The 20,782-nt window shown below is 66.6% G+C and carries 19 protein-coding genes; 10 read left to right on the forward strand and 9 right to left on the reverse strand.

Going from position 1 to position 20,782, the window contains the following annotated elements:
• The first annotated feature begins 5 nt into the window (after positions 1–5).
• The 6 genes from QSJ34_RS17700 to QSJ34_RS17725 all read left to right on the forward strand — a co-directional run bounded on the left by QSJ34_RS17700 (position 6) and on the right by QSJ34_RS17725 (position 6,461).
• A complete protein-coding gene (locus QSJ34_RS17700) occupies positions 6–1,388 on the forward strand; it encodes a sigma-54-dependent transcriptional regulator (RefSeq protein ID WP_285577837.1) in 1,383 nt (460 codons plus the stop codon).
• Positions 1,385–2,095: a FecR domain-containing protein gene (locus QSJ34_RS17705; protein WP_285577839.1), complete on the forward strand. Its 711-nt coding sequence runs from the start codon at positions 1,385–1,387 to the stop codon at positions 2,093–2,095. Before QSJ34_RS17700 ends, QSJ34_RS17705 begins: the two co-directional genes overlap by 4 nt.
• 9 nt (positions 2,096–2,104) lie before the next feature.
• The gene (locus QSJ34_RS17710) at positions 2,105–2,884 is read left to right on the forward strand and encodes a hypothetical protein (protein ID WP_285577840.1); all 780 of its coding nucleotides are present in this window, start codon (positions 2,105–2,107) and stop codon (positions 2,882–2,884) included.
• 235 nt (positions 2,885–3,119) lie between these two features.
• Positions 3,120–4,556: a DUF5666 domain-containing protein gene (locus QSJ34_RS17715; RefSeq protein ID WP_285577842.1), complete on the forward strand. Its 1,437-nt coding sequence runs from the start codon at positions 3,120–3,122 to the stop codon at positions 4,554–4,556.
• A 34-nt stretch (positions 4,557–4,590) separates the two neighbouring features.
• Positions 4,591–5,751, forward strand: a complete 1,161-nt coding sequence (locus tag QSJ34_RS17720) for a DUF4382 domain-containing protein (RefSeq protein WP_285577844.1) — start codon at positions 4,591–4,593, stop codon at positions 5,749–5,751.
• A 137-nt stretch (positions 5,752–5,888) separates the two neighbouring features.
• Positions 5,889–6,461 carry a phosphatidylglycerophosphatase A family protein gene (locus tag QSJ34_RS17725; protein WP_285577846.1) on the forward strand — a complete coding sequence of 191 codons (573 nt, stop codon included), beginning with the start codon at positions 5,889–5,891 and terminating at the stop codon, positions 6,459–6,461.
• A 39-nt stretch (positions 6,462–6,500) separates the two neighbouring features.
• Here QSJ34_RS17725 and QSJ34_RS17730 read toward each other — a convergent pair whose 3' ends face one another.
• Positions 6,501–8,246: a DNA repair helicase XPB gene (locus QSJ34_RS17730; RefSeq protein WP_285577848.1), complete on the reverse strand. Its 1,746-nt coding sequence runs from the start codon at positions 8,244–8,246 to the stop codon at positions 6,501–6,503.
• A 257-nt stretch (positions 8,247–8,503) separates the two neighbouring features.
• Between QSJ34_RS17730 and QSJ34_RS17735 the strand changes: the two genes are divergently transcribed.
• Positions 8,504–10,771, forward strand: coding sequence for an IPT/TIG domain-containing protein (locus QSJ34_RS17735; RefSeq protein WP_285577850.1), 2,268 nt, complete (start codon positions 8,504–8,506; stop codon positions 10,769–10,771).
• A gap of 105 nt (positions 10,772–10,876) precedes the next feature.
• Complete coding sequence (locus QSJ34_RS17740) at positions 10,877–12,787, forward strand: helicase-associated domain-containing protein (RefSeq protein WP_285577852.1); 1,911 nt, start codon at positions 10,877–10,879, stop codon at positions 12,785–12,787.
• A 157-nt stretch (positions 12,788–12,944) separates the two neighbouring features.
• On the opposite strand, the gene QSJ34_RS17745 is transcribed toward QSJ34_RS17740, so the two are convergent.
• Genes QSJ34_RS17745 through QSJ34_RS17755 form a run of 3 tightly spaced genes read right to left on the reverse strand, consistent with a single transcriptional unit; the run spans position 12,945 to position 14,302 of the window.
• A complete protein-coding gene (locus tag QSJ34_RS17745; protein ID WP_285577854.1) occupies positions 12,945–13,232 on the reverse strand; it encodes a hypothetical protein in 288 nt (95 codons plus the stop codon).
• Between the two features lie 49 nt (positions 13,233–13,281).
• Positions 13,282–13,800, reverse strand: coding sequence for a hypothetical protein (locus QSJ34_RS17750; RefSeq protein WP_285577856.1), 519 nt, complete (start codon positions 13,798–13,800; stop codon positions 13,282–13,284).
• Positions 13,787–14,302, reverse strand: a complete 516-nt coding sequence (locus QSJ34_RS17755; RefSeq protein WP_285577858.1) for an RNA polymerase sigma factor — start codon at positions 14,300–14,302, stop codon at positions 13,787–13,789. The genes QSJ34_RS17750 and QSJ34_RS17755 overlap by 14 nt, the downstream gene beginning before the upstream one ends.
• A 61-nt stretch (positions 14,303–14,363) precedes the next feature.
• Between QSJ34_RS17755 and QSJ34_RS17760 the strand changes: the two genes are divergently transcribed.
• Complete coding sequence (locus QSJ34_RS17760; RefSeq protein ID WP_285577860.1) at positions 14,364–15,173, forward strand: uracil-DNA glycosylase; 810 nt, start codon at positions 14,364–14,366, stop codon at positions 15,171–15,173.
• 49 nt (positions 15,174–15,222) lie between these two features.
• Positions 15,223–16,587, forward strand: a complete 1,365-nt coding sequence (locus tag QSJ34_RS17765) for a tetratricopeptide repeat protein (protein ID WP_285577862.1) — start codon at positions 15,223–15,225, stop codon at positions 16,585–16,587.
• Between the two features lie 168 nt (positions 16,588–16,755).
• On the opposite strand, the gene QSJ34_RS17770 is transcribed toward QSJ34_RS17765, so the two are convergent.
• The 5 genes from QSJ34_RS17770 to QSJ34_RS17790 form a co-directional block, all read right to left on the reverse strand.
• A complete protein-coding gene (locus QSJ34_RS17770; RefSeq protein ID WP_285577864.1) occupies positions 16,756–17,241 on the reverse strand; it encodes a hypothetical protein in 486 nt (161 codons plus the stop codon).
• A gap of 178 nt (positions 17,242–17,419) precedes the next feature.
• Entirely contained in the window at positions 17,420–18,418 is a 999-nt protein-coding gene (locus tag QSJ34_RS17775; RefSeq protein ID WP_285577866.1) for a 3'-5' exoribonuclease YhaM family protein, read from the reverse strand.
• Positions 18,419–18,465: 47 nt separating this feature from the next.
• The gene (locus QSJ34_RS17780; RefSeq protein WP_285577868.1) at positions 18,466–18,789 is read right to left on the reverse strand and encodes an RNA-binding S4 domain-containing protein; all 324 of its coding nucleotides are present in this window, start codon (positions 18,787–18,789) and stop codon (positions 18,466–18,468) included.
• Positions 18,790–18,793: 4 nt separating this feature from the next.
• Complete coding sequence (locus tag QSJ34_RS17785) at positions 18,794–19,780, reverse strand: peptidylprolyl isomerase (RefSeq protein ID WP_285577870.1); 987 nt, start codon at positions 19,778–19,780, stop codon at positions 18,794–18,796.
• Positions 19,781–19,782: 2 nt separating this feature from the next.
• The gene (locus tag QSJ34_RS17790; protein ID WP_285577872.1) at positions 19,783–20,775 is read right to left on the reverse strand and encodes a peptidylprolyl isomerase; all 993 of its coding nucleotides are present in this window, start codon (positions 20,773–20,775) and stop codon (positions 19,783–19,785) included.
• Between the last annotated feature and the right edge of the window lie 7 nt (positions 20,776–20,782).

Raw genomic sequence — 20,782 nt, forward strand, 5'->3', positions numbered from 1 at the left:
GTGGCATGACACGCATTCTGGTAGTGGACGATGATCTGGCGATCCGTGAGATGGTCGCCATGACACTCGAAAAGAGCGGCTACCGCGTCGAGCGAACCGACGGCTTCGCGGCTGCCAGGGCGGCGATCCGGGAACAGCGGCCCGACCTCATCGTCAGCGACATCTACATGCCCGGGGGCACGGGACTGGATCTGCTGGAGGAAGTCCGGGCACTCCCTGATCCCCCGCCCATGATCCTCATGACGGCCAAGGGCAGCATCGAGACGGCCGCCTCAGCCATGAAGGACGGCGTCTTCGACTACCTGGCCAAGCCCTTCGACCTGGATCTGATGCTGGAGCGGGTCCGCGCGGCGCTGGCCAGCCGGATGGCAACGCTGCCTGCGGAGGAGGAGGGTCCGGAGAGCCTGATCGTCGGTTCGCACCCCGCCATCGTGGAGGTCTACAAGGCGACCAGCCGCGTGGCGCCCCTGCGGGTTCCCGTCCTCATCCTGGGCGAAACCGGAACGGGCAAGGAGCTCGTGGCCCGCGCACTCCACCGCTACGGATCCAACCCGCAAGGCCCCTTCGTGCCGGTGCACTGCGGCGCGATCCCCGACACGCTGATCGAGAGCGAACTCTTCGGCCACAAGAAGGGGGCCTTCACCGATGCCCAGCGGGACCGGCGCGGCGCCCTCGTCCAGGGGAACGGCGGTACCGTGTTCCTCGACGAGATCGGCGACATCTCCCCGATGTTCCAGGTGAAGCTCCTGCGGTTCCTCGAGGATGGGGTGGTCCTGCCGCTCGGCGCGGAGAAGCCCGAGCCCGTCTCGGTGCGCATCGTCGCGGCGACCCACCGCGACCTGAAGACCATGGTGGCGGAGGGAAGGTTCCGCGAGGATCTGTTCTACCGGCTGGCGGGCTACGAAATCAAACTCCCGCCGCTCCGCGAGCGTCTCTCGGACCTCTCGACCCTCGTCGCGCATTTCCAGAAACGCTTCCAAGCCGAGCTCGGGCTGGCGGACACAGGCCGCCCCTCGCAGGAGGTGCTCTCCCTCCTCGCGGCGCATCCCTGGCCCGGCAACATCCGGGAACTGGGCCACGTCATCCGGCGCGCGCTCATCGAGGCGGGCTCCCTCGAAGATGGGCACGCCATCCAAAAGCTCCTCGGGACGGCGGCGTTCCCGGAGGGACCGACGGGCGGGTCGATGCTGGCGCTGAACGGCTTTGCGGAACCGTTCCTGCCGCTCGACGACATGGAACGGCTGTACATCCTTTCCGTCCTGGCTCACACGGGTGGCAACAAGACCGAAGCCGCGCGGATCCTCGGCATCGAGCGAAAGACCCTTGCGCGCAAACTCCGGCGGACCGAAGGTAGCGATGTGGAAGATCCGGAAGGAGGCGAATCATGATGAGGCGAGCCATGATCAGCATCCTCGCGCCCCTGTTTTTCACCCTGCTTCAGGCCCAAACGCCCGGCCCCGGGACGTTCACCTATCGATTCGACGAGGTCAAACGGTCGGTTGTCCGATGGCCTGCCGGAGACAAGGCTCGCGAAGTGAAGGTCGCCAAGGGGGATCAGGCCACCACGGGGGATGGCGTGAAGACCGGCTGGTGGGGCCAGACCGTGCTTTCGGTCCCCGAGCGCCAGGCCCGCTTCGAGGTCTACGCGAACACCCAGGTGAAGCTGGCGGGCGGTGAGCCGGGCGTCCTGCTCGTGCTCAGCCAGGGCCGCATCAAGGCCTTCTTCCAGCACCTCGTGGACGGGACCCAGATGGAGCGGCAGGTGGCGGTTCCCGGCGCCCTCCTCGCTGTGCGGGGCACGCGCTACGGGGTGGAGGTGAATCAGGACGGGAAATCCACCCTGGTGGTTTTCGAAGGCGTCGTCGAGGTGCTCCATCAGGCCCCCCACGCCGAGCCCATCTTCGTGAAGGCGGGCGAATGGACCACCATCAGCTCGGAGCGCGTCTCCAAAGTCGAACCCGTGGCAATGAGGGGGTTCGGCGAGCGGGCCTGGAGCCAGGGCATGCGCCCTGACGGTTCCGCGGGTGCCAGCGCCATGGCCCCGGGCAGCAGCATGTCCAAGGGGATGGGGCCCGGTTCCACCCATCGGCACTGATGAGGCCCGATGCAGAAGGCGCGTGAATCCTTTTTCCGTCGGACGGCCTGCCCGCCGGCCTGTTCCCTGATCCTGCTGGCCGGAGGCTTGGCCACCCGCCCCCTGGAAGCCCAGTCGGCCACCTACCTGGAGCTGGGCGGCGGATGGCGACAGGGCGACTTCGGCACGCCGGTCCGCAGCACCCTGTGGATGGGCCATGCCACCTTTGGCATCACCGGCGGAAGGTGGGAGGCCAACCTCACGGTCCCCACACTCAGCCTCACGCGCGAAGAGGGCGGGACCAGCTCGCAGGACCAGGGGCTCGGCGATGTGGTCGTCCGCGGCGCCTATCGTCTGATGCCCGAGAACGAGGCGGGCTGGTCTCTGGATGGCGCCTGCGCCATCAAGCTGCCCACCGCGAGCGAAACTGCGGGGCTCGGCACCGGCCATACGGACGTGGGCGGATTCCTCACCGCCCGCCACCGCGGCGGCGCCTTCCAGTGGACCTGCCTCGGCGGATGGATCCAGGCGAGCTCCAGCACCCTCGCTGGGACCGCTGAAACCCTGACGCCCGGGGCCTACGTGCTGGGACTCAACGTGGCCTGCTACGCCAACCTCACCCGCTGGGAACTCGGACTGGAGGCGCGGGGACCGGCCCTGGAAGGCGCTCCCGGAGCCCGCGAGGTGTCCCTGAAGGTGTTCCAGCCCTTCTCCTCGACCTGGGGAATGAATGTGGGCTTCACGCTGGGCCTCAACGACGGCGGGCCCCGGCGGGGCGCGGACCTGGCCCTGGTGTGGCGATTCAACTAGGCGCACCGATCAATCCCCAATGACGTCGCGATGGGACCTGGGGCGCGGGACATTCCGACTCGCCGGCCGGGGCACGGGCGGGTCAGAACGCCCCGGATCCGTCGCTAACCCCTGTCGATGCTGCTGGCATGCGCCTTGATATGGCTTCCCATCGCGGTTCATCCAGCCGTGGTCCGTCGGGGTTGAACAGATCCCAGGTTGGCCACCCGCGACATCACGATCACCGGGGGACACCATGGCAACCAGAATGACGCATCGCTTGGCCTTGGGCGGGCTGCTTGTCGCAGGAGGGCTCGGGTTCCTCGGGTGCGGAGGCAGCGCCTCCACGTCCACGGGCGCCACGTCGACGCCGCCCACGCCCGCCGCCACCCCCATGCAGGTCAGCCTTGGCGACGCGCCCGCGGATTGGATCATGGCCTTCGGCATGACGGTGAATGGCATCACGCTGACCAGCGCCAGCGGGACCTCCGTGAACGTGGTGCCGGCCGCCACTCCCATGGAAATGATGCAGACCATGGGCACCGTGCAGCCCCTCTCGACCCTGAGCATGCCGCAGGGCACTTACACCCAGGCCACCGTCACCGTGTCCTCGGTCGCCATGAGCTACATGGACCCGGCCACCCACACCACCAAGCAGAAGACGATGGCAGGCCCCTTCACGGCCACGGTTCCTTTCAGCCCCGCCATGACCGTGGGCGCCTCGCCCATGGCCCTCAACTTCGACATGGACATGGCCGCTTCCGTATCCATCGACGGTTCGGGAAACGTCACCTTCACGCCCATGCTCAGCGCCAAGACCGCGAACGCCCCGGGAACCGGCACCAACCCCTGGCAGGGCGGCATGCAGCACCAGGTGGGACGGGTGTCCGCCGTGTCCGGGTCGACCTTCACCATGAGTTCCATGATGGGCGTCCAGACGACGACCTTCGCCACCAACGGTGCCACGCAATTCCCCAGCGCCGGCCTGACCGGCATGGGCATGATGAGCACCGGCATGATGGTGGCCGTCGACGCGACGCTCCAGGCGGATGGTTCCTATCTCGCTCAGCGCGTGGAGGCCATGGGTGTGGATGCCGCCGGCATGATGGGCGGAGGCCTCGTCACTTCCCTCACCGGCAATCCCCCGACCCAGCTCACCCTGATGGCCAATGGCGGGCTGGGCGGCGGCATGATGGCCGCCTCCATGGGCGGGACGATCACCGGCTCCCTGCCCGCCTCGGTGCCCTTCAGCATCGATGCGGATGGCACGGACCTCGCCAACCTGCCCTTCACACCGGCCTTTGGCCCCGTCAGCCTGGCGCTGGGCCAGCGGGTGGAGGTCACGAGCCCCGGCGCGCTGATGGGCGGCGGCATGATGGGCGGGGGCATGACGGGGAGCGGTCTCGGAACGCTCACGGCCAGCCAGGTTCGGCTTGAACCGCAGGGCCTTCACGGCACCGTGTCCAACTACACCACCGCCGGATCCCAGGCGTCCTTCACGCTGACCCTGCCCGCGGATTCCGCCTTCGCCACCCTCACCGGCGCGAGCACCATCACCGTCTACCAGCAGGCGGGCACTCAGTTCCAGGGGCTCACCGCACCCGCCAATGGTGCGGCGATCCAGGCCAGGGGCCTGCTGTTCCATGACGCGGGGACCTACAAGCTCGTCGCGAGCTGGATCACCGCCCACTAGTCCTTGAACCCCCTTTTTCTCTCAAGGAGGCTTTATGAACTTCGCCCGCCTGACACTCCCTGTGGCCATCGGTTTCGGCTCACTCCTCTTTCTCGGCTGCGGTGGATCATCCAAATCCTCGACGCCCACCTCCGCCGCCATGAGCGTCCACCTCGTGGACGGCCCCATCTCCGGTTATCAGGAAATCAACGTCAACATCCAATCGGTGGAGATCAGCGGAAGCGGGGGCTGGACGACCCTCGGCACACCGAACAAGACCATCAACCTGCTCAACCTCGTGGGTGGCGTGGAGGAGACTCTGGCCAATGGCGCCTCCCTGCCCGCGGGACACTACGGCCAGATGCGGTTGATACTCGGATCCGGCAACACCGTGAAACTCTCCGATGGCAGCGTTCACGCCCTGACCGTCCCCTCGGGCCTGCAGACGGGCGTCAAGCTGGTGGTGAGTTTCGATGTCGCGGCCGGAACGACGAAGGATGTCTGGATTGACTTCGATGCCGCCCACTCCATCCAGCTGATCCAGGCGGGTGCCTCGAACCAGTATCTGCTCCGCCCCACGGTCTGGGCCTATGACAAGGTCGTCACCGGGTCCATCTCCGGCAAGCTCACCGATGCGGGTTCGGCTTCGGCCCTGGCCGGCGCCACGGTGTATGCCGAAACCCTGGACGCTTCCGGCAATGCGCGCATCGCCCGCAGCACGACCACCGACGCCAGCGGCGCCTACACCCTCGATCTGCTTCCCGTCGGCGCAACCTACTACGTGGTGAGCCAGCCCCTCGTCGGCTCGACGACCCTCAAGGCCTACGATGCCAAGGCCAGCGACGCCTACGCGCTGACCGCCACCAGCCCGGTGTTCACCTACTCGGCGGCCTTCACTTCGGATGCTTCTCTCGGGGGCGTTTCCGGTGATCTCACGCCCGTGGCCACCAGCAGCGAAAGTGATCAGGTCAACCTGCTGGCCTCCCTGACCTCTCCAACATCCGGAACGCACACCTTCATCGTGGACACCACCATGGCCATCGTGGGGACCTCGACGGAGACCTACGGATTCTCGAACCTTCCGATCGGAACCTACAGCCTCCAGGCCATCCGCACGACGCTGAACCTCGATGGCACCACGTCCTCGAGCGCGTCCACCGTCCAGCCCGCCGCGGTCACGGCCGGAGTCACCCTGACGGTCAACCTGGGGCTCTGATCCAGGCCCATCGTCCCCCAGGGCATCGCTCGATTGATGAACCAGGCCCCATCGTTTGGATGGGGCCTGGTTCTTATGGAAACCCAGGATCACGGGGTTCGGATGCGCCGTAAGGAATGCATGGGAAACTGGGCCCCATGACGTCATCGGCCGCCCTCCCTTCCCACCGCGCCCCCCGCCTCGCCTGGTGGCTCGCCACGGGCTTCGGCAGCGGCTACCTCAAACCCGCCCCGGGCACCTGGGGCACGTTGGCCGGGTTGTTGGCCTGGCTGGGCCTGGTGCTGGCCATGGGCCGGTGCCCCTGGCGCTTCGCGCCCTGGATCCTCGTCGCGGCGCCGATCGCACTGACCCTGCTGGCCGTGTGGGCCGCGGATCGCGTGGTGAAGGAAACGGGCGACAAGGATCCCTCCTTCATCGTCGCCGACGAGTGGGCCGGCGTCTGGTTCGCCCTCACGCCCCTGCTCTTCACCGTCACGCTGCAGCCCCAGCCCCTGAGCCTATGGATCGCGCGGCTGGTGGCGCCCTTCATGCTCTTCCGCCTCTTCGACATCTGGAAGCCCGGCGTCGTCGATCGAGCCCAGCACCTGCCCGGCGGCTGGGGCGTCGTCATGGACGACGTGCTGGCGGGCCTGCTCGCCGCCCTCATCGTCTGGCCCCTGGACCAGTGGCTGGGCGCCCAGTCCCTGCTGCATCCGGGGATGTGGCGGTAACCCGCGCCGGCAGGAGACGGCCGCCCGGGCCTCGATGCCTCAGTGCTCGGTCTCGACCAGCAGCTGCTTCCACACGGTGGGCTCGCTGAGCTGGTGGTGCTCGTTGAAGCGGCGGCTTTCAATGAGGTAGCGGTAGCCCTGCTCGGTGAGGAAGAGTTGGCGGTTGCGCGCGAATTCCTGTTCGGTGGTCTCGCTGCTGATGAGCGAGTAGAAGTAGCTCACGTTGCGGTCGCCCTTGGGCCGGAGGATGCGGCCCAGGCGCTGGGCCTCCTCCTGCCGCGAACCGAAGGTGCCGCTCACCTGGATGGCCACGGAGGCGTCCGGCAGGTCGATGGCGAAGTTGGCCACCTTGCTCACGATGAGCACGCGCAGGCTGCCTTCGCGAAACTGCTTGAAGAGCGACTCGCGCTCCTTCTCCGGCGTCTGGCCCGTGAGCACCGGCGCGTTGAGCCGCTCGCCGATGATGCGGAGCTGCTCGAGGTACTGGCCGATGATGAGGATGTTGTCCTTGGGGTGGCCCGCCAGCAGCTCGTCCATCACGGCCATCTTCAGGCTGTTCTCGGAAGCGATGCGGAAGCGCAGGCGCTGGTCGGCCACGGCGTATTCCATGCGCTCGTCCATGGGCAGGGGCACGCGGATCTCCAGGCAGTGCGCCGTGGCGATGAAGCCGTCCTTCTCCAGCATCTTCCAGGGCACGTCCACGCGCTTGGGGCCGATGAGGCTGAAGACGTCCTCCTCCTTGCCGTCCTCGCGCACGAGCGTGGCCGTGAGGCCCAGGCGCCGCTTGGCCTGCAGCTCCGCCACCGCCCGGAAGACCGGCGCGGGCAGCATGTGCACCTCGTCGTAGATCACCAGGCCCCAGTTCGCGGCCTCGAAGAGCTTGAAGTGCTCGAAGGGCCCCGTCTTGGTGCGGCGGTAGGTGAGGATCTGGTAGGTGGCGATGGTGACGGGCTTGATCTCCTTCGTGTCGCCCGTGTAGAGGCCGATCTGATCCTCGGTGAGCGAGGTCTTGTCGAGCAGCTCCTGCTTCCATTGCTTCACCGCCGTGCCGTTGGTCGTGAGCACCAGGGTGTGCGTCTGCAGGCTGCCCATGCAGCCGATGCCGATAACGGTCTTGCCCGCTCCGCAGGGCAGGACCAGCACGCCGGCGCCCCCGTCGGGCCCGCCGCCCGCATGGAAGACGTCCACCGCCGCCTGCTGGTAGTGACGCAGGCCGAAGGGCTTGCCGTTCTGCTTCGTGGTGGGGGAGAGCTCGAAGGGCAGAGGGTCGCCGGGCTTGTAGCCGGCCATGTCCTGCACGGGGTGACCCAGGCGGATGAGCTGCAGCTTGGCCTCACCGCGCATCCCGGTCTGGAGGTAGATGCCCTTTTCGTCGGGATAGGGTTCGGCCAGCAGGCCCTGCAGCGATTTCTGGTTCTCCAGTTCCCAGAAGAGGCCGCGATCATCCATCTCCAGGGCCAGGCGGTCGCCCTTGGCCACCAGGCGCAGCTTGCCGTAGCGCGTGCCGTGGTCCTCGATCTCCTGCAGCAGGTTCTGGGGCACGGGGTACTTCGACCAGGTGTTGAGGGTCTCGATCATGTCCGTGCAGGCCACGCCCGAGGCCGAGGCGTTCCAGAGGCTCAGCGGGGTGATGCGGTAGGTGTGGATGTGCTCGGGGCTCTTCACCAGCTCCGCGAAGCGCGCCAGCTCATCGCGCACCTGCTCGAAGGCCGGGTGGGCCACCTCGAGCAGCAGGGTGCGATCGCTCTGGACGATCAGGGGGTTGTCGGGACGGAGGGCGATCACAGTGGCGGGACCCAAACCTTTGAGCGTAGTTCGCCGGGGCCGGGCCGGTCAACGAAAGCCGCCCGGATTCCACCTCGGGACGGAATCCGGGCGGCAGGTTCCGGGCATCTAGGGGAAGACCGCCCCGCCCGGGGACCGGCCCCCTCATTCCCGCCCGTCCAGATGTCGATACAGCGTCCCTAGGAGGGTCCGGTTATCTTTAGGATCCCCCTGACCCACAGCGTGCTTGGACCCGCCGGCACATGTTCGGAGCCGTCATGACCTTCCCGTCGACCCGATGCCTCGCCCTTACCGGCCTCGTCCTGCTTGGCGCCTGCGGAGGCGGGGGCGGATCCTCGGCCCCGGCCCCCGCCGTCGCACTGGCTCCGACCATCAGCGCCTTCTCGCCCATGGCCATCGCCGAAGAAAGCACCGTCACCCTGACGGGGGCCCATTTCCTGGGTGCAACCCAGGTGGCCTTCAATCAGATCAGCACCTCCTTCACCGTGAGCAGCGACACTCAGATTCAGGCCATCGCCCCTGCGGGCCTGACGGCCGGCACCATCACCGTCACCACCCCGGGGGGCACGGGCACCTCCGCCACGGCCTACACCGTGGCCTACTGGGCGCCGACCATCACCAGCGTGAGCCCGTCTTCCGGCCAGGTGGGCATGCCCGTCGTCATCACGGGCACCAATTTCGGTTATGCGGGCACCACCCTCGCGCTTGGCGCACAGAACATCACGGGTTTCACCAAGACGGCCACTCAGATCTCCTTTGATGTGCCCTCCGGTGCCGTCACCGGAAACCTCGTCGTCGCGGGCCCCGGCGGGACCGCCTCCAGCCCCTTCACCGTGACCCCGCCCCCGGCCGGTGTGACCCTCGACCTCCACGTGGACAAGGTGGAGCTCACCCAGAGCACCCAGACCCTCGACAACAGCGTGCCCATCGTGGCGGGCAAGCCGGGCCTGATCCGGGCCTTCGTGCTGGCCAACCAGGCCAACACCGCCACGCCCGCCGTGCGGATCACCCTCCTGAACAATGGGGTGGCCGTGGGCGGGTATCCCAAGCTGGTGGCTGCCCCGGGCCTCAGCGTGCCCCAGGCCGTCGATGAATCCACCCTCACGTCCAGCTGGAACCTCAGCGTGCCGGGCACGGACCTCACGACGCCCACGGGAAGTGGATACAGCATCCTCGCCGAGGTGGATCCCACAGGTGCCGTGCCCGAGATCGACAAGACCAACAACACCTTCACCGCCACCCTCAACGGCACCACCGTTCCCACCTTCAAGACGACGATCTTCCCCGTGGTCCTCGGCAGCGGCACCGGCAACATCACGGAAGCCAACAAGGCCCAGTGGGTCGCGCGGCTGGCCAAGATGTTCCCCATCTCCAGCGTGGATGTGGCGGTGGGCAGCACCTTCACGGGATCGGTCTCGACGCTTACTTCGGATAACAGTGACAAAAGCTGGGACACGCTGCTGAGCGATCTCACGGCCAAGCACTTGGCCGACCAGGCGAACGACCGCTACTACTACGGTGCGGTGAAGGTCAGCTATTCGAACGGAACCGCTGGCCTGGGCTGGGTACCCAACTCACCCGGCGACGCTTACAAGTACCGCACCGCCGTCGGCTGGGACAAGGCCAGCGGCTACGCCGATGGCGGCCTGTTCCCAGAAGTCTTCTCTCACGAGACCGGCCACAACATGGGCCGCCAGCACAGCCCCTGCGGAACCGCCTCCAATCCCGATCCCAACTATCCAAACACCAGTGAGTATGTCATCAACGGAATCGGTGGCGGGATCGGCAAGTGGGGCTACGACAGCGTTCTAAACGCCCTCCATTCCCCGCTCACGAATAAAGACATCATGGGCTACTGCACGCCCAACTGGGTGAGCGACTACGTCTACAAGAGCATCCTCAGCTTCCGCGCCGGGAGCAGCGGTTTCCTCGTCGTCAGCGCCGAGGACGCCATCCTTCCCACGGCGCCCGCCAGGCAGGAATGCCTCATCGTCCGCGGCATCATCCACGAGAACGGCCAGGCGGACCTCCTGCCCTCCTTCCGCACCGAGGCCTGGCCCTCGACCCTTCCCATCGCGGGGGACTTCACCCTGGAATGCCAGGACGCGCAGGGCCGCGCCGTCTTCACCACGCCTCTCGAACTGATGGACCTGGGCTGTTCACCGCAGGATCACGTTCGCCACTTCGTCATGGCCCTGCCCCTGGATCCGGCCAAGCTCGACGCGATCGCAGGTCTTCGGGTGCTCAGGGCGGGCCAGGTGGTGACCAGTCTGCACCCCGCGTCGCCTAAGGGTTCCATCACGGCGGCCACCCCCAGCGCCCAGCGCCAGGCCGGGGGCAAGGTCCAGCTCGCCTGGGATGCGAGCCTCCATCCGGCGGCCCTCGTCCGGGATGCGGATTCCGGGGAAGTGATCGCCATTCTCTCCGGCGGCCGGCAGACCATCACCGCCACCTCCAGGCGCCTGGACGTGGTGCTCAGCGATGGCGTGAGCGGCCCGACCCACCACCTGGAACCCCTCGAATAAAACCGTCCCCGCGTGCGAAAAACGCCTGGCCTGCCCGGCGTTTTTTGCGCGTGAGTCAAAACGGCCTTCGTGAGATACTGAAAGATCATCTGTACCCGGGTGCCCATGCCGCACACGCACTTCCAGCTTCTATCGAACTGCTCGGATGAGCAGCTCCGGACCATCTGCGAACGTCGGCGGCTGCCCATTCCCATCCGCTGGGAGGATGGCGGCGAAGGCCGCATGCGCCTGCTCAAGACCATGGTCTTCCACCTGGAGGACCACAAGCGCCTCTCCGACACCCTGGCGGACCTGGACAGCGAATCCCTCGTGGCCCTGAAGCACCTGGTCGGGGAAGGCGCCCCGCCCGAGCCCCAGGTCATCGGCATCCTGCGCGACCTGGGCCTGATCCTGCCCACGGAAGGCGGCTGGACCGTGGCTGATCGGGTGGCCGATGCCCTCGAGGATTTCGACGAAGGCGCCCTGAGCTTCCAGGCCCCGACCGAAGTGAAACTGAAGAGCGCCGAGCCCTTCCGCTTTTCCCTCGCGCTCACCAGCGTGCTGCTGCGCTGCGTGGCGGGCCTGCGGGTGCTCAAGGGCGGCCTGCCCGCCAAGAAGGAGCTGGGCCAACTCATGCAGCGCAACGCCATGCTGCAGGAGGAGCAGGACGCGACCCTGCTCTTCACGCTGCTGCACCGCCTCGGCCTGCTCTGGAACCGCGACGGGCGCGTGGAGACCCTGCTGCCCGCCGTTATCAGCCACCCGCCCCGCTGGGTGGCCGAGCGCGCCTTCGCGAGCCTTCTGGAGCACGACCTCAAGGCCTGGGGCATGCCCCCGGCGGAAGACCGGCACTTCCTGATGCAGCACCTGCTGGAGCGCCGCGGCCAGGCCCTGGCGGTCCAGCCCTTCCTCGGCTTCCTCAAGACCCTGCATCCCCTCGACGAGGAGCGCACGCGCACGGTGTTCCTGCCCTTCCTCGGCCGCATGGGCATCATCCAGGGCGACGAGGGCTTCGCGCATCTCAGGCTCACCGAGCACGGCGAGGCCCTGGCCCACGAGTACCTGCTCCGCGACCTGAAGGGCACCGCCGCCCACTGGCAGCCCCTGGAGCAGGATCAGCCCATGATCATGCAGCCCACGCTGGAGCTGCTGACGCCCCTGCTGCAGAACCCCCACCGCCTGCTCCAGCTCGCGCAGCTGGCGGATGTGGAATCCCTCGATGCCATGGGCACCTTCCGGGTGAGCCACGCGACGCTTGTGCGGGCCCTCGATGCGGGCGTGCCCCTCGAAGAGCTGGGCCAGCGCCTCGGCGCCGCCACCCAGACCTTGCCCCAGCCCCTGCTCCAATTGCTGGAGGATCTCTCCCGCCGCGTGGGCGAGGTGGAGGTCCAGCAGGGCGTGCGGCTCGTACGGGCCCGCACGGCCCACCTGGCGGATGAACTGAAGCTGCGGCCCGAACTGGCGCCGCTGAAGCTGGGCTCCCTGTCGGACACCGTGCTCGAAGTGCGCGGCGACGGCAATGCCCACGCCCTGCTCAAGCAGGCGGGCTTCATGCCCAAGCCCGGCCGCTTCCTCGCCCTCAGCGTGGACAGCGACGAGAAGCTCTACCTGTGGGCCCTGGCCGCCCTCGCCTTCGTGGATGAGAAGGGCATGAACCACCACCTGGAGCCCGTGCAGCAGATGGTGCGCTCGGCCATCCAGCGGCTCCACGACGAGGATCCCTCCCTCTACCAGGAAGTGCAGCGGCGCATCCCCATGCTGCACCTGGGCGGCGAGGATCAGCTTGCCGAAGAGGTGCAGCGCATCCTCGAATACGCCGCCGGCCACACGCTCATGGTGGAACTCACCTACCTGCCTCCGGCCGCCCACCGTACGCAGCTTCGGCGGGTCTCGCCCCGCACCATCCAGGAGGACCACCTGCTGGCCTTCTGCCACCTCCACCAGGAGGAGATGGCCTTCCGCCTCACCCGCATCCAGGGCGTGAAGCTGCTCAACGAGCGGGGCTGGACACCGGCGAACCACAGCCAGGCGGGGTAATGTTCTCCGGGGGTTCCGCGCTGCGCGCACACCCCCGGGCCCCCGCGCGGATCCCGGTGCAGCCGTGATCCGCTTGCTTCTTAGAGCAGGCTTCGCCATGCGGGGCGCTGCGCGACTCCGGGTAACGCAACGCTGACGCTGCTTCCACGCGTCCGAACTAGCCGGCCAGTTCCTTCATGCGCTTGTCGAGCACTTCGGCGAGGCGCTCGACGACTTCGCGGCTTTCGGTGCGGGAGACCTGGATTTCCTTTTCCAGCTTGCGCTCGGTCTGAAGCACCGATTTCTGGAGCTGGGACAGGATCCCCTTGATGTCATCCAGGTCGTTGAGCAGCGAGTTCAGCCGCGGGTCGGGGGGCCGGCTGTTTCCGAAGACCCCCATGCCCGCCAGGATCGTGGCGAGGGCCGTGAGCAGAAGGATGAGTAGAAGCAGGGGATTGCTGGCCATGGGCACACCTTACCACCGGCGTTGCCAGGACCGTACCGGGCCGGCCCGCCTACTGGGGATTCTGCTTCACCCGCTGGTAGTCGTCCCCCACCACCTTGAGGGGTTTTTCCACAGGAATCACGAGGTAGGGCTCGGTCTTGCGCCCGCCCTTGCGGGAAGCCAGCTGCAGTTTCTGCTGAACTTCTTCCTTGGCCTGGCGCTCCTTGGCCACCTCCGTGGCGTGGAGCGTCGCCATGCGGGTCAGTTCCTGCTCCTGACGCTGGGCCTGGGCGGCCAGTTCATCGGCTCGCTCCTTCTGATGGAAGCCCCAGGTGCCCAGGCCAGCCAAGGACACGAGCAGCGGCAGGGCGGCAGCGGCCAGCAGGCCCCAGGTGGGGCGGGTCCGCTGGGTGCGGCTGCGGCGCTGGGCCTCGCGGCGGAGGTCGTTCGCCAGGGCGTTCAATTCGGCCGTCGGTTCGGCAACCCTGGGCGCCACGGCGGGCCCCAACCCCAGCAGGTCGCGGAGTTCGGCTCGGAGCTGGACGTCCTCGGCGGGTTCGAAGCGCCGTGCGGGATCAGACCAAGACATGCACGCCTCCTGAGGGGTTGAGCTGATCTTTGAGCTGGGCCTTGGCCCGGTGGATGCGGGTCTTCACGGTGGCCTCGGGAATGGCGAGGATGTCCGCGATTTCACGAATGGAGAGGCCTTCGACGACGAAGAGCCACAGGGCTTCGCGGAAGGTGGGTGAAAGCAGCCGCATGCGCTCCCGCACCTCCTGGTTCAGCACGAGATCGTCCGCGCCACCGGCGAGTCCGGGTTCGGAGACGGCCTCCAGGCTGAGGTTCTGGTTCTTCATGGGACGGCGCTCGGTGAGGGAGAGGGTGCGCACGGTGCCATACAGGAAGGCGGTGGGATGCTCCACCCGTTCTTCCCGCTGCATGAGGATGACAAAAGCTTCCTGGGCGATGTCTTCCGGGAAGGTGGCCCCGTAACGCCGCGCGTAGCTCACCAACCTCGGGTACAGTTCGGCGAAGGCGGCATGAAACGCCTCCTGGGTGCCGAATGGGGTTTCGGTGGGGGACTGCGGCATCTAGGCTCCGATACCTTAGGATGCCAGGAACGCGGCAGAGGTTCCGGCTAGGCTGGAAGGGATGGAACATCCGCTTCAAGCCTGGCGCGACACCCTCGAGGAGTTGGGGGTGATGGGCTTGGTGCGCGAACCCGCGCCGCCGGTCCAGGAAACGCCTTCGACTCCAGCCTCGGCCTCTCTGCCGGCGCGCCCCGTGGCCCCCCGCCCCGCGCCCAGGCCGGTGCCCGCACCCGCGGCGGCCTATGTTCCGCCCACGGATCCCGGCGGTTGCCCGCCGCCTGAAGCCGTCGCCACGGCAGCCACCCTCCAGGAGCTGCAGCGCGCCATCCAGGGCTGCCTCGCCTGCCCCCTGGGGCCCGGACGCCTGAAGTTCGTCTTCGGCGAAGGCCATCCCCAAGCCCGCCTCCTCTTCATCGGCGAGGGCCCGGGCCGGGACGAGGATCTGCAGGGCCGGCCCTTCGTGGGCAAGGCCGGCGAACTGCTGGACAAGATGATCGGCGCCATCGGCCTGACACGCGAGGCCGTCTACATCGCCAACGTCGTCAAATGCCGTCCCCCGGACAACCGTACGCCCACGACCGAAGAAGCCCGCGCCTGCCTCGGCTACCTCCGCCGCCAGATCGAACTGATCCGCCCCGCGGTGATCGTCACCCTGGGCGCCACGCCTCTGCGCGAGCTGGTGGGCATCAGCGAGGGCATCACGCGGGTGCGCGGCCAGTGGAAGCGCCTGCAGGTCGGCGACCGCGAGATTCCCGTCATGCCCACCTTCCATCCCGCCTACGTGCTGCGCCAGTACACCCAGGACGTGCGCCGCGCCGTCTGGGAAGACCTTAAGGCAGCGAAGGAGTGGGCGGACAAGACCGAGGGCTGAAGGTCCCCACGCGCTGTGTCATGCTAGGCGCATCCACTGAGGATCGTCGATGCGCCTAATTCATGTGTTCTTCTTCGTGCTCATCGCCTTCGTGCTCACGGTACTTGGAAACATGTATCTCGCGAACCATGAGCTCCTGATCCGTGAGGTCGTGGTTTTCGGCGAGAGCATCAAGCTCCAGTCGCTCATCCTCCTCACCTTCTTCCTGGGTTTTTTCCTGAACATCCTCTTCACGGGGATCATGGAGCTGATGCGTCTCGTCAAGGGGCTCAATGCCTCCGCCGACACCCGGCTGGTGAAGCGGATTTCCGAGCGCATGCAGGACGCCCGCGACCTGGTGGCTCACGGCCTTCCGCGCGAGGCGAAGGAGATCCTGGAGACCATCCTTGAGCAGCGCAAGGAGCACATCCCGGCGCGCATGCTCATGGGGGAGATCCTCCTGAAGACCGGCAATGCCGAAGAGGCCGTGAAGCTCTTCCAGGCCCTCTGCGAAGACGAGCCGGACCAAGTCGAGGCCCGCTACCAGCTGGCCGAGGCGCTGATGGCCGTGCGCAATCCCGAGGCCTCCGTCGCCGTGCTGAAGAAGCTCGCCGCCGATCATCCGAAGAAGGCCCTCCGCGCCTGGCGGCGCCTGCGCGCCCTCCACATGGAGGCCCAGCGCTGGGAGGAGGCCGCCGAAGCCCACAAGAAGCTCGTGGCCGGCTTCGGCCCGGAACTCACCCAGGGTGAGCGGGCCCAGGGCGCCGCCCTGGCCTACCAGGTGGGCATGGCCAAGGTGGACGCGGACCAGTTCAAGGATGCCGCCCAGATCTTCCAGCAGGTCCTCAAGGACGAGCCCGACTTCGTGCCCGCCTACCTCAGCCTGGGCCGCTGCATGATCCTGCAGGACCAGGAGGCCCAGGGCCTGGAGATCTGGCTCGAAGGATTCCGCAAGACCGGTGAGGGCACCTTCCTGCAGGAGCTGGAGGATTACTTCATCCAGCTCGGACGGCCCGAGGACGGACTGGCCCTCCTCCGGCGGGTCGCCGCCACCTCCAAGCACGCCACCACCGCCAAGTTCTTCCTGGGCAAGATGCTCTACCGCCTGGAGATCCTGGACGAGGCCCTGGACCTCTTCCAGGAGGTGCGCAGCCAGGTGGTCTACAGCCCGATCCTCTTCTTCTTCATGGCGAAGATCCACAGCCGCCGCGCCCGTCTGGATGCCGCCCTGAACGAGTACCGCCAGCTGCTCCGCAACCTGGGCGTCCTCAAGCTCCGCTACGAGTGCGCCGTCTGCAATCAGCGCACCCAGGACTACGCCGACCGCTGCGACAGCTGCGGCAGCTGGAACAGCAGCCACTTCATGTTCAAGGAAAGCGACCTGCCCGAAGGCCCCATCCGGGCGGAGAGCGGGAGCTGGATGGCGATGCTCTGACGGGTGGCAGGTGGCGCTGCAGTGCAGCGTCACCTGCCGGGACCCGTCGAGCAGAGCATCACACCCAGGTTGGCCCCCACCCCCCTCGAAGCCAAACCCCAACAACAAGGGCGCCAAATGGCGCCCTTGTTGCAGTCATAACTTGAATTAGATCAGCAAAGCACCGCCCTACGCGATCGCCTGTCGAATATCGAACAGGAGGCGCTTGAGTTCCAGTTCGGACAGCTGGAGAGGCACCTGCTGCTTGACCTCTTCCTTGCGATAGAAGGCGATGCGCTTCACGACGATCTTGTTCTTGCCGATGCTGATCTCGTTGAACTGGATCTGGGTGTCGTCCTTGTAGGGCGGCAGGCTGCGCAGCTGGATGTACATCCCGCGCCGGTCGTGGTCCACGATCTCGAGGCGTTCCTTGAGGTAGTTCACCTGCTCGGAAAGCTTTTCGGCCTTGGTCTTCAACTTGGCGAAGCTCAGCTTCTTCGGGGCGTGGCGCTCCAGCACCATCTCGCCCAGCTGAACACTCCCATCGGCGCGGCGGAGGAAGCCATCCAGCGTCCCATCCAACTCCACATCGGTCTGATGAAACGATTCGAAGCCCTGAAACTCGCCGGGAAGCACGGAATCGTCGTACCGCTTGGCTTTACGGGAAAGCTTCATGGATCACCTCAGCAGGGTCGGACTTCCCACTGAGCCAGAGCCGTGCCAGGAATTTTCTACCTCGACAAAAAGGCATAGGCCTTGAGTTGTCAGCACTTCTTCCCCAGGGTAGCCCTGCGATACCTGCCCAGAGGGCTGCATAATCCGTCCAGTTGTGGTCAGGCAGGAACTTACCTGTTCATTTTTGGACAGATTCGCTTGTGGAATCCGTCTCGGGCCAGCGCGTCCGGTAGACCATCCGGTCCAGGGCCCGGTTGTACGAGCTCCAGGATCCGCTCTCCGCCTCGTCCCGGATGGCCCGGAACATGACCTCCAGCTTGCCGTCCAGATCGTCGAGGTAATGGACCAGGAGCGCTTCGGGGGTCTTCGGCAGCACCGGCGATCCGAACTCCAGGCGGCCGTGGTGGCTGAGAACGATGTGCAGGATCTGCATGCGCAGCTCCTCTGGAAACCCGGGAATCTTGCCCACCGCCCGGCTGATCCATTCGGATTCCAGCGCGATGTGGCCCAGCAGGTTGCCGGCATCGGTGTACCCGAAGCTGCGCTGGTAACTCAGTTCGGCCGTCTTGCCCACATCGTGGAGGAAGACGCCGGCCACCACCAGGTCCCGGTTCAGCCCCCGGTAATGCGCGCAGGCCCGCTCGGCCATGCCCAGGATGGACAGGGTGTGCTCCAGCAGGCCGCCCAGATAGGCGTGGTGCATGGACTTGGCGGCCGGAGCCAGGGCGAAGGCCGCCCGAAGATCGCCGTTTTCCACGAAGAGCGCACGCAGCAGTCCCTGGATCCAGGGATCGCGCACCGAATCGATCAGCCCGTCCATCTCGGCCAGCATCTCGAGCACGGGACGCGCGCTCACGGGGAAGAAGGCGGAGAAGTCGCCCACCTCGGCGTCGGCGGCGAAGCGGGCCTTGTCGAGCTTCATCTGAAGCCGCCCGTTGTAGCTGGTCACGGACCCCTTCACGCGCAGGAAGACATCCGCGTGGATGGCATCCATATCGCCCTCGATGGCCCGGATGTCCCACAGGAAGGCCTTCAGGTCCCCCGAGGCGTCGGAGAGTTTCAGCTCCAGGTACTCGCTGCCCTTGGCACTGACCTTGTAGGCTGCCTCCTGGGCCAGAAGAAAACCCTGGAAGGCATCCCCCTCCTTCAGGTTCCGGATGAGGGACTGGTCGGGCATGGGTACTCCAGGTGCGCCCGGGATGGCCCCGATGCGACAAGGGCTGTCTAGTGGTTGCGGGGGGCCTTCGGCGGCGCGGCGAAGGGATCCTCGTCCCCGTAGCCCAGTTCGAGGGGAATCCGCTTGTCCTCCAGCACCTCGAAGAGGGACCACTGGTCCGCCTTCTTCACGTTGCCCTCCGGCAGCGCCAGCACCCGGACCTTCAGGACGCGGTTGTAGAGCGGAAACTCCAGCTCATCCTCGGGGTTCACGTCCTGGCTGGCCTTGCGGGGCACACCGTTCACCCGCACCATCCCCTCGTCGCAAAGCTGGTGGGCCAGCTCGCGCCGCTTGATGAGCAGGCTCTTCTTGAGGAAGGCGTCGAGACGCACGGCATCACCCCTTCAGGATCTGTTCCTTGGGCACCAGATACCGGATGTTGGCGCGGGTCCGCAGGTTCGACAGATACTGCTCGATGGCGTTCTGGGCCTTGGGCTCCTGCAGCTTTTCCAGGATCTTTGCCTTCACATCGGCGAAGGCCTTCACGGGGGCGTCTTCCAGCGCGATGAGCTGGATCAGGTAGAGGTCCTTGTCCGTCTCGATGGGGGCCGAAACCTGCTCGGGCTTGAGCTTCACGGCCGCATCCTCGATGCTGGCGCGCAGGAAACCCTTGTTCATCCAGCCCAGGTCTCCACCCGTGGCCTTACTGGGGCTGGTGGATTGCGCACGGGCGAGCTCTTCGAAGGACTTGCCCACCTTCAGCTCCGCCTGGATGGATTCCAGCTTCTTGCGGGCCTCGGCCTGTTCTTCAGGGGTCGCGCCCTTGGCGAGCACCAGCTCGCGGATGCGGAAGCGGCTCGGCAGGCGGTACTCGTCCTTGTGATCCTCGTAGTAGGCCCGCAGCTCGTTGTCTTCCACGGCGACCTTGGAATACACCTCGCGCTGCAGCACGAACTGCTGGATGGCCTGCTGCTTCTGGCGCTTGAGGAATTCGGGAAGGCCGATGCCCAGGCTGCCCTTGAGGGCGCGTTCGAGGTCGGCATCCGTAGCGAAGTTGTTTTCCTTCTTGATGGCATCGACGTTGGCGCGGACGTAGTCGTCCGTGACCGGGGAGTTCAACTCCAGTCCCTTGTCTTCCAGCAGGAAGGCGTCCACGAGCCCCTGCAGCGTCTTCCCGCGCGCATCCTTCAGCTTCTCATCCAGCTCCTTGCCGGCGAACTGGCGGTAGAGGGCCGCGTGCTGCTGCTCGACAGCCTGGGTCAGCTCGCGTCGCGTGATGATGTGCTTGTTGACGACCACGAGGATCTCCTCGCGGACATCGGTCTTGGTCTCCGCCACCAGGGCCGGGGCGGCGAGCAGGATCGCCAGGGTTGGCGCAATCATCTTCACTTGGCACCTTCTTTCGGGGTTTCCGGAGCCTTGGCGGACTCGGCGGCCTGGGGGGCCGGCGCAGGCTTCACCAGCTCGAAGGGGATCTCCTTGCGGAGGCCGTCCATCAGCTCGTTCCACACCTGCATCTGCCGCTCCTGCTGAGCCATCTTCTCGGCGGTCGGCTTGGCCTCCTCGAAGGGCACCTGGCGGGCGGGCTTGCGGTTCTCCACCTTCATCAGGTGGTAGCCGTACGACGTCTTCACGGGCGCGCCCACCTTGCCGACGGGCTGGGTACGGGCGGCGGCGCCGAATTCGGGCACCCAGCCCGAGGGATCGGCATCGGCATAAAGGCCGCCGTTGTCCTTGCTGCCGGGATCATCACTGTACTTCTTGGCGAGGGCATCGAACTTGGCGCCCTTCTTCAGCTCCGCCTGGATCTTCGCGATGCGGGCCTTGGCTTCGGCCTCCGTCACGCCCGGCTGGCCCTCGCCCTGCTTCACCGACACGAGGATGTGCCGAACACTGACGAGGTCCGGCTGCTTGAAGCGCTCGGGGTGCTTCTCGTAGTAGGCCTTCACGTCCGGCTCGGCCACCACCAGCTTCTTCTGCAGGGCCTCGCTTTCCTTCGTCAGGAACTCGCGGGCCAGAAGGTCGTCCTTGGCACGGTCCAGGGCCCGCTGATAGCTGGGGTTCTTGTCGAGCTCCATGCGCTTGGCCTTGATGGAGAGGAGCTTGCTCTCGGCCATGTGCTTGACGAACTCGTCCTTGCCGCCCTGGATCATGAGGATCTGCATCTGCTCCTGCTGGCCCAGCAGCTGGAAGGCCGCCTGGAAATCCGCCTCGCTGATGGTGGTATCACCCACCTTCGCCAGCACCACATCCTCGGGCTTGGGCGCAGGGGCGGGAGCTGGAGCGGTAGCCGCTGGAGGGGCCTGGGGCGCGGCCTTCGCCGGTTCCTGGGCGACGACACCGAGGGCGATCAGGGACATGAGAGACGCACGAAGCATGGGTTTC

The organism is Geothrix limicola (assembly GCF_030268085.1).
In the GTDB taxonomy this organism is placed as follows: Bacteria; Acidobacteriota; Holophagae; order Holophagales; family Holophagaceae; genus Geothrix; species Geothrix limicola.